This window comes from Labrys neptuniae, from assembly GCF_040797145.1.
GTDB lineage: Bacteria > Pseudomonadota > Alphaproteobacteria > Rhizobiales > Labraceae > Labrys > Labrys neptuniae.
The window spans coordinates 755,186-768,161 of sequence record NZ_JBFNQD010000001.1; the positions used below are offsets into that span (position 1 = coordinate 755,186).

The window sequence follows — 12,976 nt, forward strand, 5'->3', positions numbered from 1 at the left end:
AGGACGAACAGGAAGAACCGTCATGAATATCGGTGAAGCATCCGCCGCCTCCGGCGTTTCGGCCAAGATGATCCGCTACTACGAATCCATCGGACTGATGCCGAGCGCGGCCCGCACCGAAGCGGGGTATCGCGTCTATGCCGACAGCGACATCCACACGCTACGCTTCATCCGGCGCAGTCGCGATCTCGGCTTTTCCGTCGAGCAGATGGAAACCCTGCTCGCCTTGTGGAGCGATCGCAGCCGGGCGAGTGCCGACGTCAAGAGCATCGCTGCGGCCCATATCACCGAACTCGAACGCAAGGCGCGCGAGATCGAGGGGATGGCCAAGACCTTGCGTCACCTCGTCAACAATTGCCACGGCGACAACAGGCCCAATTGCCCGATCCTGGAGGATCTCTCCCATGGCGAGGAGGCCGCGCCCCCCAAGCCCAAGCCGAAACGTCGCCAAGCGTGATGATGCCGACGAGATGAGCTAGCCTCCCACGATGCCTGCCCAACCGATTCTACGCTTTCCCGATCCGCGCTTGCGCCTTCCCGCAGCCCCGGTCACCGCTTTCGACGCCGATCTGGCAGTTCTTGCCCAGGATCTGCTCGACACCATGCGAGCCGCGCCTGGCATCGGCATCACCGCCCCGCATCTGGGCATCGCCAAGCGCCTTGTGGTGCTCGAATTGCCCAGCGAGAACAGGGTACGGGTCTATGTCAATCCGCGCCTCGTTTGGTCATCGCAGGACGAGCGGGAGCATGTCGAAGGCAGCGTCTCCATGCCTGGTGTGACCGAAACGGTCGAACGCCCCGCCCGGGTACGCGTCGTCTTCCAGACCCTCGAAGGGGTGGAGGAAACGGAAGAAGCCGATGGCCTGCTCGCCGTCTGCCTGCAACACGAAATCGACCAACTCGACGGCATCTTCTGGATCCAGCGTCTGTCGCGCCTGAAACGCGAGCGGGTCATCAAGCGTTTTCAAAAGCGATCCTGACGCCGGCCCTCCCTGCCGACAACAAAATCTCGCCAGGGCTGTCGGCTCGGCAGGATGTCGAACGTCCTTGGGAGATCGAAGCAGGAGGAAGCTGAAATGACCTATGTCGACGGTTTCGTTGTCGCCGTGCCCAAGCAAAACCTCGAGGCCTATGAGGAAATGGCCCGTCTCGGCGGCCAGGTCTGGATGGAACATGGCGCACTCAGCTATGTCGAATGCGTCGCCGACGATGTGCCTTATGGCGAGGTGACGTCCTTTCCGCGCGCTGTCCAGGCAAAGGAGGACGAGATCGTCATCTTCTCCTGGGTGACCTATCGCTCGCGCGAGGACCGTGACGCCGTCATGGCCAAGGTGATGGCCGATCCCCGGCTGGAGGGCAGCATGGCGAACGCGCCCTTCGACGGCAAACGCATGATCTTTGGCGGTTTCACCAGCCTGATCGAGATGTAGGGCGCCGAAATCGCGCTGATGACCCGACTATCCGGGAGCCGGCCAAAGGGACTGGATTGCCGGGTCAAGCCCGGCAACGACAAAGCTCGTGCAAATTCGAAAGCGCCTTCAGCATCGTTTTTGCCGAAAACCGGCGTCCACTTTTCGGCGCGATGCTCTAGGCCAACTGCATTGGCACTCAGGCCAGGGCTGCGGCGTAGTTGTCGGGCTTGAAGCCGACGAGCAGCTTGCCGTTGCCGAGATCGAGGACGGGCCGCTTGATCATGGTCGGCTCGGCCAGCATGAGGTCGATCGCCTTGGCCCGGTCGATGCCCTGCTTGTCGCCATCGGGCAAGGCACGGAAGGTCGTGCTGGTCTTGTTCAGCAGGACTTCCCAGCCGACCTTGTCCGCCCAGGCATCGAGATGCGCGCGATCGATGCCCTCGGCCCGATAATCGTGGAAGGCATAGGCCTTGCCATGGGTATCGAGCCAGGTACGCGCCTTCTTCATGGTATCGCAGGTCTTGATGCCGTAGATCGTCACACTCATGTCAGGTCCTGATTCCCGGGCTAACTGAAGCCCTCTTTTCCGTCGAGAAATAGAGCAGGGCAAGCACCGGCAGGGCAAAACCGAGCCAGGACGTCGCCGTCCAGCCGCCATGGGCATAGACCCAGCCGCCCAGGGCCGAGCCGAGGGCGCCGCCTGCGAAGAAGGTCGCCATATAGACACCATTGAGGCGACTGCGATATTCCGCCCCGAGATTGTAGAGCAGACGCTGGCCGAGCACGACATTGGCCGAGACGCCGAAATCGAGCGCAATCGCGGCGAACACCAAAAGGCCAAGCGACAGGCCGGATCCCGGCTCGGCAAGATGGGTGAGCAGGAAGCTGACGGCGCCGAGCGTCATGGCGAAGGCCGAGGCCGGACGGACCCAGCCGCGGTCGGCGACACGCCCGGCGATCGGGGCCGCCACCGCGCCTGCCGCCCCGGCCAGGGCGAACAGCGCAATGCCCGATTGCGTCATGCCGAAGGCTGGGCTTGCCAGCAGCAACGGGGTACAGGTCCAGAACACGCTGAAGGCACCGAACATGCAGGCCTGATAGAGGGCCCGCCGGCGCAGGATCGGCATGGTGCGCATCATGGTCGCCATCGAGAGCAGCAGCCGGCCATAGGTCGGGCCCGGCGGCGGCTGGCGCTTGGGCAGGGCGCGGGCCAGCACCACGCCCAACACCAGCATGGCAAGGATGGAGACGAGGAACACCATGTGCCAGGAGCTGAAATAGGTGATCAGGCTCGATACCGGGCGGGCCAGCATGATGCCGACCATCAGCCCGCTCATCACATTGCCGACCACCCTGCCCCGCCGCGCTTCCGGTGCCAGATGCGCGGCAAAGGGCACGAGAATCTGCACGGCCACGGAACCGAGCCCGATCAGCAAGGCCGAGACCAGGAACTGCAGGCTGCTGCGGGCCAGCATGGCCCCCGCCAGAGCGATGACAGCCAGTCCCATCACCCAGAGGATGAGCTTGCGATTTTCGATGAGATCGCCGAGCGGCACCAGGAACAGCAGGCCGGCGCCGTAGCCGATCTGGGTCATCGTCACGATCAGCCCGGCCGCGCCGGGCGTCATGCCGAGTTCAGCGCTGATCAGGCCGACCAGCGGCTGAGCATAATAGATATTCGCGGCGATGAGACCACAGGCCGCTGCGATCAGCAGGGTAATCCAGCCGGATGCCACGGGCTCATGCGTGGCCTCGCCCGTCGTTGCAATGCGGGACATCCAATCTCACAAAAGAAAAGGCATGCAGCTACCCCGGCGGGGGAAGGCGTCATGCGGAGCTGAAAGGAATTCAGCTCCTCTTTTGTCATGGGTGATGCCGCCTTGGCCAGCCCTTGTCCGACGAAAACCCGCGTATCAGGCCAATCTGATGCGCTCCCCGCTTGCCGGATCGAACAGGCGCAGATCGCCGGGAGCGATCGCCAGCTTCACGACCTCGCCTGCCTTCAAGGCAGGACGCTCGGTGGTGAACAGCTTCAGCCCCTGTCCGCCGATTTCCAGATGGGCCACGGTGCCCAACCCCGTCGGCTCGACCAGATCGACGCGGGCCGGCACATTGCCTTCCGAGGAGAGTGTCGCGCGCTCCGGACGAATGCCGACCACGACCTTCTCGGGCAGGCGCTGGCCCGCCAGGACGGCAAGCACCGTATCGCCGACTCGCAGTGTCGTACCGCCCTCGCCCGGCTGTGCCTGAGCATCGAGAAAGTTCATTGCGGGCGAGCCGATGAAGCCGGCCACGAACATATTGGCAGGATCGTCATAGAGTTCGAGCGGCGCGCCGACCTGCTGGATCACGCCCCCGTTCATGGCGACGATGCGATCGGCCATGGTCATCGCCTCGATCTGATCGTGGGTGACATAGACCGAGGTCGCCCCGAGATCCCGGTGCAGCTTGCGGATCTCGAACCGCATCTGCTCGCGCAGGCGGGCATCGAGATTGGACAGGGGCTCGTCGAACAGGAAGGCCTTGGGGTTGCGCACGATGGCGCGGCCCATGGCGACGCGCTGGCGTTGCCCGCCCGACAATTGCCGTGGCTTGCGGTCCTGCAGGGCCTCCAGGCCGAGCTTGGCACCGGCCTTGGTTACCGCGCTTGAGATGAAATCGGCGGCTTTCTTCCGCAGCTTGAGGGCATAGCTCATATTGTCCCGCACGCTCATATGCGGATAGAGCGCGTAGGACTGGAACACCATGGCGATGTCGCGATCCCTAGGCGGCAGGTCGTTCACCGTGGCGCCGTCGATCAGGATCTGCCCCTGGCTGGTGTCCTCCAGCCCGGCTATGAGGCGCAGCAAAGTCGACTTGCCGCAGCCGGAGGGGCCGACCAGCACCACGAACTCGCCCGACGCGATGGAGAGGTCGATACCCTTGAGGATGGGCAGCGCGCCGTAATTTTTGCGGACGGCTTTCACTTCGATATTGGCCATCGGAATAATCCTTTCAGCCCTTCACGGCGCCGGCCGTGAGGCCCTGGACCAGGTAACGCTGGATCAGGAAGAAGAAGATGCAGACGGGGATGAGCGCGAGCACGCCGGCCGCCATCATCTGCCCGAAATCCACCGCGAACTTCGAAACGAAGTTGAGCAGCCCCACCGGAAAGGTGATGACGCTGTCCTTGGTGTTGAGCATCAGCGCGAAGAGCAGCTCGCTCCAGGCTGCGGTGAAGACGAAACCGAGGGTGGCGGCGATGCCCGGCATGGTCAGCGGCAGGATGATCTGGCGCAGCGCCCCGAAGCGTGTGGCCCCGTCGATCATCGCCGCCTCCTCCAGATCCTTCGGAATGCCGTCGAAGAAGGACTGCATCAGGAAGGCGGCGAACGGCACGTTATAGGCGGTATAGATGATGATCAGGCCGGTCAGGCTGTTGTTGAGCCCGAGCGGCTGGAACAGCTTGAAGATCGGCGCGATGATCATCACCAGCGGGAACATCTGGGTGATCAGCATCAACCCGACCAGCCAGAATTTGCCACGATAGACGAAGCGCGAGAAGCTGTAGCCGGCGCCGGCCGCCAGCAGCGTGGTGAACAGCGCGGTAAAACCCGAGATGATCACGCTGTTGCGGAAGAACAGCGGGAAATCGGTATGGCTGATCACCGAGACATAGTGATCGAAGCCGAAGCGCGACGGCCACAACTTCACGCCTTCGCTATAGAGCAGATCATTGGGCGTGACCGAGACCTTGAACACCCAGTAGAGCGGGAACAGGGCAAATGCCAGGAACAGGGCGATCAGGGCGTAGTGCATGACCCAATAGGCCGAACGACGGGTGGAACGGCGCATGGTCAGGCCCTCCGGATCAGCATCTGCCGCAACGCGATCAGCGTGGCGGCATAGGCGAGCAGCAGCACCAGCAGCACCATCGAGATCGCCGAGGCATAGCCGAAATCGAGGCGCATATAGGCCTGCGTATAGATGTAGCTGGCGATGATCTGGGTCGAGTCGGCCGGGCCTCCGCGAGTCATCACCACGATGAGGTCGGCGGAATTGGCGATCCAGACCGCGCGCAGCAGCACGGTGATGGCGATCGTCGGCGCCAGGAACGGCACCGTGATCGAGGTAAAGCGCTTGAGCGCCCCGGCACCGTCGATCTCGGCCGCCTCATAGATGTCCTGCGGGATCGATTGCAGGGCAGCGAGCAGCGTGATGGCGAAGAACGGAAAGCCCCACCAGACATTGGCGACGATCGGCCCCCAGATGGCATGGGTCGGGCTGGAGAGAATGTTGTCGGGCGCCGCCATCAGGCCGAGGCCGTAGAGCCAGTGCGGCACCGGACCGACGATGGGATTGAACATCCAGGCCCAGTTGAGGCCGGAGAGAAAGCTCGGTACGGCCCAGGGCAGGAACACCAGCGCCTGCACCACGCCGCGTCCCGGAAAGGGCCGGTTGAGCAGGAGGGCCAGGATCAGGCCGAGAATGAACTGCAGGGCGACCGAGACCACCGTCCACAGCACGGTATTGGAAAGTGCATTCCAGAAATTGGCATCGCCCCACATGGTGCTGAAATGCTCGAGCCCGACATAGCCGCCGCCGAAAGGCTTCAGGAGCTGGATATCGCGAAAGGCGTAGGACATGCCGATGGCCAGGGGTACCAGCATGATCGCCACGATCAGGATGACCGAAGGCGCGGCATAGAGCCAGGGTTCGAACGCCAGCCAGGCGCTTCGGCCGCGCCGCCTGGTCGGGATGGAAAGTTCTGCCAAAGCCATTCGTTATCCGATCGAGAACAGGCTGGGGACGGAGAGGTAGCCGGGCGTGCCGGATCATCTCTTCTCCCTTTTCGGGAGAAGGTGCCGGCAGGCGGATGAGGGGTGGCGGCGCCCCTGAAGAGGTCGCGTGTCTCCCCTCATCCGGCATTTCGTGCCGCCTTCTCCCGAAAGGGTGGGAAGGCGGACGCGCGCGGAGCCTGGGGAACGGTTACTTCTTCTTCGCCAGGAATTTCTGCTGGGCCTTGGTCAGATAGTCGGCCCATTGCCCGGCCAGCTGTTCGGGGGTGAGCTGGCCCAGCAGGGCCTGCTGCGTCGTCTTCACCGCGATGGAGTCGGCGAAGAACGCGAACTCCTCCAGATAGGTCGGCATCACCAGCGGCGAGACATTGGAGTCGCCGAGTTCGGCGAACCAGCCCTTGAACTTGGGGTCTGCATAGAAGGGATCGTTCGCGGCGGATTTGTAGATCGGCAGTGCGCCCGTCTTCTTGTTCCAGGCGATATTGCCTTCCGGACCGTCGAGGGCGGCGATCAGCTTCCAGGCCAGTTCTTTGTTCTCGGAATTGGCGAACATCGACCAGGAGGCATAGCCGATGGTCGGGAAGGTCTTGCCAGCCGGCCCCTTCGGCATGGGGGCGACGTCGTAATCGTCCTTGTTCATCTTGTCGGCCACGGCGATCAGGGCATCGGGATCCTGGTCGAGCATGGCGCAGGTGCCGGAATAGAAGCCGGTGACGATCTCGTTGAAGCCCCAGTTCACGCTGTCCTTGGGCGCATAGCCATTCTTGTAGAGATCGACCAGCACGGTGACGCCCTTGATCCAGCCGGGATCGGCCATGGTCGAGGTGCCGTCAGGCTTGAAGAAGGTGCCGTCTCCGGCCATGTTAGCGCCCATCATCATCCAGCCATTGAGGCCGCCGGGCCCGCCACGCAGGCAATAACCGAACTTGCCGGGAAGGGCGGAAACCTTCTTGGCCGCCTCGACGAACTCGTCCATCGTCTTGGGCGGACCGTCGACACCTGCTTCCTTGAACAGCTTCTTGTTGTAGAACATCGCCCGCAGATAGAAGCCATAGGGCAGTGCATAGGCGGTGTTGTTGACATAGCGCCCCATCTCGAGCGCGCGGTCGTTCAGCTCCTTGGTGTGCTCCCACTTGGCGAGATAGGGCTCGAGATTTTCGAGCATGCCATTATTGGCATAGAGCGACTGCCAGCGATCGGGCATCTCGACCACATCAGGCGTATCGCCGGCCGAGACCATGGTGGCGAACTTCTCGAAGGCCTGGCCCCAGGGCAGCGAGGTGATCTCCACCTTGACGCCCGGATTGGCGTCCTCGAACTTCTTGACGATCTCCTTGAGCGTCTGGGTGCGCTCAGGACTGGTGATGACTTCCGTCAGCTTGAGCGTGGTGTCGGCTAAAGCCGGCAAGGCCAGCGCCAACGAGGCCGTCGCGGCCAGCAGCAGTTTCTTGAACATTGAGATTCCCCTCTCTTGTTATTTGCACCCTACGTCCCAACCAGCGCCCGAACGCTCGTCCGGTGGACGGCGTCCGCACGCCGGCTATCTCTTGGCAGCGGCCAGCGCCTGCGTGATATCGGCCCATAGCGCGTCCACGCCTTCCAGGCCGACATGGAGGCGCACGATGCGCTCCGAAACCCCGAAATCCAGCGCCGAATTGGGGCCGGCATTCTGTCCGCGCGTGACCAGAGCCGGCACCACCAGACTCTCGTGGCCGCCCCAGCTCACCCCGATCTTGAACAGCTTGAGGGCGTTGCAGAAGGCGGGAATGTCGATGCTGCCATCGAATTCGAAAGAGAACAGGCCGGAAGTGCCGCTGAGTCCGGGCGGCAGGCTATTGCCGAGGCCCGGGTGGTACACGGCGACCACTTCGGGTCGTTCGCCGAGCTTGCGCGCCACGGCGAGCCCCGCCGCCTCATGCGCCTTCATGCGCGTCGGCAAAGTGCGCAGCCCCCTGAGCAGCAGCCAGGCTTCGAACGGCGCCAGTTTCGCACCGAGATAGGGCGTGATGGTGCGGCGGATGACGGCGACGAGTTCCTTGCGTCCCGCCACGACGCCGGCAACCACGTCCGAATGGCCGCCGATATATTTGGAAGCCGAGTGCACCACGAGGTCGACCCCGAGGCGCACCGGTTGCTGGAACACCGGCGACGCCCAGCTGTTGTCGAGGATGGTGATGACGCCATGCCGGCGCGCCAAGGCCGTGAGCGCGGGAATGTCCTGCGTTTCCATCATCCAGCTGTTCGGGCTCTCCATGTAGAAGAGCTTGGCGCCCGGCAGTGCCGCTGCCACCGCGTCGGCGTCACGGCCATCGACGTAGACGGTCTCGACCTTCCAGCGTTTCAGCAGCGTCTCGAACAGGCGATAGGCGTCGGGATAGACATGGCGTACGCAGACGATGCGATCGCCGGGCTCGACGAAAGCCAGCACGCTGGAGGAGATCGCGCCCATTCCGCTGGCAAAGCCGATGGCATCCTCGGTACGTTCGAGTTCGGCGATCTTCTCTTCGAACAGGCGCGTGGTCGGATTGCCGACGCGCGAATAGACCGGGCGGACCTGTTCGCCGCGATAGGTCGCAGCCATATCCTCGAAGCTCGAGAAGGTGAACAGCGACGTCTGCACGATCGGCGGCACCACGGCCTCGAAGGCGTGGGCATCGTCATGGGCGACGACGAGGCTGGCATAGTCGAGATCATCCGATGCCTGCGTCATCCGGTGGTCGGTCATTTGGACATGTCCTTGATGTCTTCTTCGACAATTTCGAGAATGGCGAGTGTCTTTTCCCGCGCCGTCTGCGGATCGCGCCGGACGATGGCGTCGAAGAGCTCGCGGTGGAAACGGAAGGAACGGCGGGCGAAATCCGGGCGGTCGAAAGGCTCATCGAAGAAGCTTTCGAAAGCCTCCCGCATCCTCTCCAGAAGTTGGCCGAATAGCGGATTGTGGCTGGCGTCATAGATGGCGAGATGGAAGGCGAGGTCCTCAGGGCCGGAGGTCCCCTTTTCCAGATGCACCGCCTCCATGATGTCGAGCTTGGCCTCGATGACGGCGATATCCTCGGGCGTCGCCCGGAGGGCCGCGAGCGTGCTCACCTCGGTTTCGAGCCCGCGCCGCACCTCCAGTGTCTGCAGCAGGCGGTCACGCAGCAAGGCGGCATCGATCACCAGCGGCATGTGGATGGCGTCGGCCGAGAATGCCCGCTTGAGATAGGTGCCGCTGCCCTTGCGGGATTCCACCACGCCCAGGGCCTGCAGCTTGCGGATGACCTCCCGCACCGTGGAACGGCCGACCGCGAGGGTCTGCATCAGCTGCCGCTCGGTCGGCAGGCGTTCGCCCGGCTTGATGCCGGAGGTGGCGATGAAGGTACCGATCGCACGCATCACGTCATCCGCCCGGTCGGCGGATGGCAACGGAGCAAGTCCATGGAGCGACGGCGTGCCCAACGATGGTTTCCGGATGATGAATTAGAATTGGTCTGACATCTGACTATTTTTCGAAACACGGCTCGCTGTCAAGAAAGAAGTCAGACCAATTTTGGAGGGTCGATCTCCTCAGTTCCATCGAGTGATGGAGCCGGATCGACCAACTGGCTGGCACTGCGCCTCGAACAGGGCCGATCCGAAGATCGACCCTCCAAAACGCACTCCGCAATTGCATTCCGACCCATCTTGGCGCAAAGACACGCGTTTCATGAGGCAGACGGAAAGAAAGCGGACATGGCGGTGATCGAAGCAGCCCAAGAGACGGCGGAGGGCAAGACGGCCCCGACGGTCTCCTATGTCTCGCTGGGCTGCCCCAAGGCCCTGGTCGATTCCGAGCGCATCCTCACCCAGTTGAGGGCCGAAGGCTACGGTATCACCCGCAACCACAAGGGCGCCGACCTCGTCATCGTCAACACCTGCGGCTTCCTCGATTCAGCCAAGGCGGAGTCCCTCGGCGCCATCGGCGATGCCATGGCCGAGAATGGCAAGGTCATCGTCACCGGCTGCATGGGGGCCGAACCCGATCCGATTCTGGAAAAGTTCCCGAACGTCTTCGCCGTCACCGGCCCGCAGCAATATGAGACGGTGGTCGAAGCGGTGCACAAGGCTGCACCGCCGGCCCATGACCCTTTCACCGACCTGGTGCCGCCGCAGGGTCTCAAGCTCACGCCGCGCCACTATGCTTACTTAAAGATTTCAGAAGGTTGCAACAATCGCTGCAGCTTCTGCATCATCCCCAAGCTGCGCGGCGACCTCGTCTCGCGCCCGGCGGGCGACGTGATGCGCGAGGCCGAAAAGCTGGTGAAGGCGGGCGTCAAGGAATTGCTGGTGATCAGCCAGGACACCTCGGCTTATGGCGTCGATATCCGCTATGCCGAGAGCCCCTGGCAGGGCGAGCCTCTGAAGGCGAAATTCTACGATCTCTCCAAGGCTCTCGGTGAGCTCGGGGTCTGGGTGCGCATGCACTATGTCTACCCCTACCCGCATGTCGACGACGTCATCCCGCTGATGGCGGAACGCAAGATCCTGCCTTACCTCGACATCCCTTTCCAGCATGCCTCCCCGACGGTGCTGAAGGCGATGCGCCGTCCCGGCAACCAGGAGAAGGTGCTGGAACGCATCCATAAATGGCGCGAGATCTGCCCCGACATCACCCTGCGCTCGACCTTCATCGTCGGCTTCCCGGGCGAGACCGACGAGGATTTCGAGCTGCTGCTCGACTGGCTGCGTGAAGCCCAGCTCGATCGCGTCGGCTGCTTCGAATATGAGCCCGTGGCCGGCGCCACCGCCAATGACCTCGGCCTGATGCCGGTACCGGACGAGGTGAAGAAGCAGCGCCATCGCCGCTTCATGGAAACCCAGCAGCAGATCTCGATCCGCAAGCTGAAGAACAAGGTGGGCAAGCGTCTGTCCGTCATCATCGACGAGACAGGACCGACCGTCGCCAAGGGCCGCTCCATGGCCGATGCGCCCGAGATCGACGGCGCTGTGTATGTCGCCAGCCGCCGTCCGTTGCGCGTGGGCGACATCGTCACCGTGAAGATCGAGCGCTCGGACGCCTACGACCTGCACGGCATCGCGGTCTGAGAACTGACGGTCCGCTCGCCGCGCCCCAACCGACCGGACACCACGGATTTGGCGACGCTGCTCGCCGAGGGCCCTGCATGCCCCTGGGTCGATCCGCGACAGCTGAAGTCGTGCTCTCTTGCATCGACCGGATCGGCCTCATCCCGGCGTTTTCTGCGGCATGGGACGCCTGGGTTTTAGTCGCAATCCCAAGAGGGAAACTTATATCCAACGCTCAATCAGGCCACGATGACGCGTAACGCCGTCCCAAGGCCAAGATTTTCTCATACCAAATCCAACTATTCATCGTTTGGCACCGACCGGATTTGCTCCTATCCGGAGCCCAGCGGGCAGATGATCGACGGCGCAGGCAAGCGCCGACGATCCGGGCCTCTTCCGGGATAACAATCCGAAAATGGAGTTGGGAATGAATTCGTCGTTGTCGCACAGGCGGTTTGTCGCCGCGTCCATATTTGCGACGTCCATGCTCGTCGCTGCGTCGGCATGGGCTCAGACATCCTCCGAGCAGGAACGCCTCCAGCATGTCGTCGATGGCACGATCAAGCCTCTGATGGAAGGCAATGCCATTCCCGGCATGGCCGTCGCCATCATCGCCGATGGCAAGCAATTCGTCTTCAATTATGGGCTTGCCTCGAAGGAAAGCGGACAGAAGGTCACGGATTCAACGCTCTTCGAGATGGGCTCGATCAGCAAGACCTTCACCGCCACCCTCGCGGCCTATGGAGTGGCTCGCGGCGCCTTTTCGCTCTCCGACAAGGCGGGACAGAGATTGCCGGCTCTTGCCGGCAGCAGCCTCGAAAATGTCAGCCTGCTCGACCTTGCCACCTACACGGCCGGCGGTCTGCCCCTGCAGTTTCCGGACCAGATCACCGACGATGCCGAGATGATCGGTTATTACAAGGCATGGCGTCCGACCTTCCCGCCCGGCTCTCACAGGCTCTATTCCAATCCGAGCATCGGCCTGTTCGGCTATATCGCCGCCCAGGCCATGGGCAAGCCCTTCGACGATCTCATGCAGACGGATTTGCTGCCCTCGTTTGGCCTCTCCAACACCTATGTCCGGGTACCGCAGGAGCGGATGGCCGACTATGCCTGGGGCATTGCCAAGGACGGCAGGCCTATCCGGGTGTCGCCAGGCCCCATGGATTCGGAGGCCTATGGCATCAAGACGACGGCGACCGATCTCATCCGCTTCGTCGAGGCCAATATCAACGGATCCCGGCTCGATGAAACGCTCCAGCGCGCCATCGCCGCCACCCATGCCGGCTACTACAAGGTAGGCGTCATGCAGCAGGGCCTGGGATGGGAAATGTACAGCTATCCAACCACGCTGGAGCGCCTGCTCGCCGGAAACTCGGCCAAGATGGCCTTCGAACCGCATGAGGCACACAAGCTCGTGCCACCGCAACCGCCTCGGCGCGACATGCTGTTCAACAAGACCGGTTCCACCAACGGTTTCGGCGGCTATGTCGCCTATGTGCCGGCCAGGGGCATAGGCATCGCGATCCTGGCCAACAAGAACTATCCTATCCCGGATCGGATCAAGGCAGCCTGGCAGATCTTCAGCGCGCTCGACGGCCAGAAAAAGCCGGCGCCCCAGCCCTGAGACGTATCCGTCATTCCTGCGACAACTCGACAGCGCCCTGCACCTACACGGTGCAGGGCTTTTTTCATGCCGTTTGCCCCTGCCGAAACCGGGGCGCCGTCCGCCGCGGGCCGACA

The 12,976-nt window shown here is 62.9% G+C and carries 13 protein-coding genes; 5 read left to right on the top strand and 8 right to left on the bottom strand.

The window, feature by feature from the left end; translation table 11 throughout:
* Window positions 1–22 precede the first annotated feature (22 nt).
* The 3 genes from cueR (at window position 23) to ABXS05_RS03690 (ending at window position 1,430) form a co-directional block, all read left to right on the top strand.
* Window positions 23–457: a Cu(I)-responsive transcriptional regulator gene (gene cueR / locus ABXS05_RS03680; RefSeq protein ID WP_311934922.1), complete on the top strand. Its 435-nt coding sequence runs from the start codon at window positions 23–25 to the stop codon at window positions 455–457.
* 31 nt (window positions 458–488) lie between these two features.
* Window positions 489–980, top strand: coding sequence for a peptide deformylase (locus ABXS05_RS03685; protein ID WP_367622966.1), 492 nt, complete (start codon window positions 489–491; stop codon window positions 978–980).
* A gap of 96 nt (window positions 981–1,076) precedes the next feature.
* Window positions 1,077–1,430 (top strand): DUF1428 domain-containing protein, encoded by a 354-nt coding sequence (locus ABXS05_RS03690; RefSeq protein WP_311934926.1) that lies wholly within the window; start codon window positions 1,077–1,079, stop codon window positions 1,428–1,430.
* A gap of 178 nt (window positions 1,431–1,608) precedes the next feature.
* Here ABXS05_RS03690 and ABXS05_RS03695 read toward each other — a convergent pair whose 3' ends face one another.
* The 8 genes from ABXS05_RS03695 to ABXS05_RS03730 all read right to left on the bottom strand — a co-directional run bounded on the left by ABXS05_RS03695 (window position 1,609) and on the right by ABXS05_RS03730 (window position 9,565).
* Window positions 1,609–1,959: an ArsC family reductase gene (locus tag ABXS05_RS03695; protein WP_367622967.1), complete on the bottom strand. Its 351-nt coding sequence runs from the start codon at window positions 1,957–1,959 to the stop codon at window positions 1,609–1,611.
* A 1-nt stretch (window position 1,960) separates the two neighbouring features.
* On the bottom strand, window positions 1,961–3,190 hold the full coding sequence (locus tag ABXS05_RS03700) for an MFS transporter (protein WP_311934930.1): 1,230 nt from the start codon (window positions 3,188–3,190) through the stop codon (window positions 1,961–1,963).
* Between the two features lie 135 nt (window positions 3,191–3,325).
* The gene (locus tag ABXS05_RS03705) at window positions 3,326–4,393 is read right to left on the bottom strand and encodes an ABC transporter ATP-binding protein (protein ID WP_367622968.1); all 1,068 of its coding nucleotides are present in this window, start codon (window positions 4,391–4,393) and stop codon (window positions 3,326–3,328) included.
* A 13-nt stretch (window positions 4,394–4,406) separates the two neighbouring features.
* Entirely contained in the window at window positions 4,407–5,246 is an 840-nt protein-coding gene (locus ABXS05_RS03710) for a carbohydrate ABC transporter permease (protein ID WP_311934934.1), read from the bottom strand.
* A 2-nt stretch (window positions 5,247–5,248) separates the two neighbouring features.
* Window positions 5,249–6,172, bottom strand: coding sequence for a carbohydrate ABC transporter permease (locus ABXS05_RS03715; protein WP_367622969.1), 924 nt, complete (start codon window positions 6,170–6,172; stop codon window positions 5,249–5,251).
* A 208-nt stretch (window positions 6,173–6,380) separates the two neighbouring features.
* Window positions 6,381–7,646 carry an ABC transporter substrate-binding protein gene (locus tag ABXS05_RS03720; protein WP_105864629.1) on the bottom strand — a complete coding sequence of 422 codons (1,266 nt, stop codon included), beginning with the start codon at window positions 7,644–7,646 and terminating at the stop codon, window positions 6,381–6,383.
* An 84-nt stretch (window positions 7,647–7,730) separates the two neighbouring features.
* The gene (locus ABXS05_RS03725) at window positions 7,731–8,900 is read right to left on the bottom strand and encodes a PLP-dependent transferase (RefSeq protein ID WP_367623428.1); all 1,170 of its coding nucleotides are present in this window, start codon (window positions 8,898–8,900) and stop codon (window positions 7,731–7,733) included.
* Between the two features lie 11 nt (window positions 8,901–8,911).
* The gene (locus tag ABXS05_RS03730) at window positions 8,912–9,565 is read right to left on the bottom strand and encodes a FadR/GntR family transcriptional regulator (RefSeq protein WP_367622970.1); all 654 of its coding nucleotides are present in this window, start codon (window positions 9,563–9,565) and stop codon (window positions 8,912–8,914) included.
* Between the two features lie 336 nt (window positions 9,566–9,901).
* On the opposite strand from ABXS05_RS03730, the gene rimO reads away from it, so the two are divergent.
* On the top strand, window positions 9,902–11,254 hold the full coding sequence (rimO, locus tag ABXS05_RS03735; RefSeq protein WP_367622971.1) for a 30S ribosomal protein S12 methylthiotransferase RimO: 1,353 nt from the start codon (window positions 9,902–9,904) through the stop codon (window positions 11,252–11,254).
* A gap of 463 nt (window positions 11,255–11,717) precedes the next feature.
* Entirely contained in the window at window positions 11,718–12,860 is a 1,143-nt protein-coding gene (gene ampC, locus ABXS05_RS03740; protein ID WP_367622972.1) for a class C beta-lactamase, read from the top strand.
* Window positions 12,861–12,976: the final 116 nt, after the last annotated feature.

Excerpts from the sequence above, each read along its gene's own strand:
- rimO (WP_367622971.1), top strand. The coding sequence starts at position 9,902 with ATGGCGGTGATCGAAGCAGCCCAAGAGACGGCGGAGGGCAAGACGGCC.
- cueR (WP_311934922.1), top strand. The coding sequence starts at position 23 with ATGAATATCGGTGAAGCATCCGCCGCCTCCGGCGTTTCGGCCAAGATG.
- ABXS05_RS03710 (WP_311934934.1), bottom strand. The coding sequence starts at position 5,246 with ATGCGCCGTTCCACCCGTCGTTCGGCCTATTGGGTCATGCACTACGCC.
- ABXS05_RS03720 (WP_105864629.1), bottom strand. The coding sequence starts at position 7,646 with ATGTTCAAGAAACTGCTGCTGGCCGCGACGGCCTCGTTGGCGCTGGCC.
- ABXS05_RS03700 (WP_311934930.1), bottom strand. The coding sequence starts at position 3,190 with ATGTCCCGCATTGCAACGACGGGCGAGGCCACGCATGAGCCCGTGGCA.
- ABXS05_RS03730 (WP_367622970.1), bottom strand. The coding sequence starts at position 9,565 with ATGCGTGCGATCGGTACCTTCATCGCCACCTCCGGCATCAAGCCGGGC.
- ABXS05_RS03690 (WP_311934926.1), top strand. The coding sequence starts at position 1,077 with ATGACCTATGTCGACGGTTTCGTTGTCGCCGTGCCCAAGCAAAACCTC.
- ABXS05_RS03715 (WP_367622969.1), bottom strand. The coding sequence starts at position 6,172 with ATGGCTTTGGCAGAACTTTCCATCCCGACCAGGCGGCGCGGCCGAAGC.
- ABXS05_RS03725 (WP_367623428.1), bottom strand. The coding sequence starts at position 8,900 with ATGACGCAGGCATCGGATGATCTCGACTATGCCAGCCTCGTCGTCGCC.
- ABXS05_RS03705 (WP_367622968.1), bottom strand. The coding sequence starts at position 4,393 with ATGGCCAATATCGAAGTGAAAGCCGTCCGCAAAAATTACGGCGCGCTG.
- ABXS05_RS03685 (WP_367622966.1), top strand. The coding sequence starts at position 489 with ATGCCTGCCCAACCGATTCTACGCTTTCCCGATCCGCGCTTGCGCCTT.
- ABXS05_RS03695 (WP_367622967.1), bottom strand. The coding sequence starts at position 1,959 with ATGAGTGTGACGATCTACGGCATCAAGACCTGCGATACCATGAAGAAG.
- ampC (WP_367622972.1), top strand. The coding sequence starts at position 11,718 with ATGCTCGTCGCTGCGTCGGCATGGGCTCAGACATCCTCCGAGCAGGAA.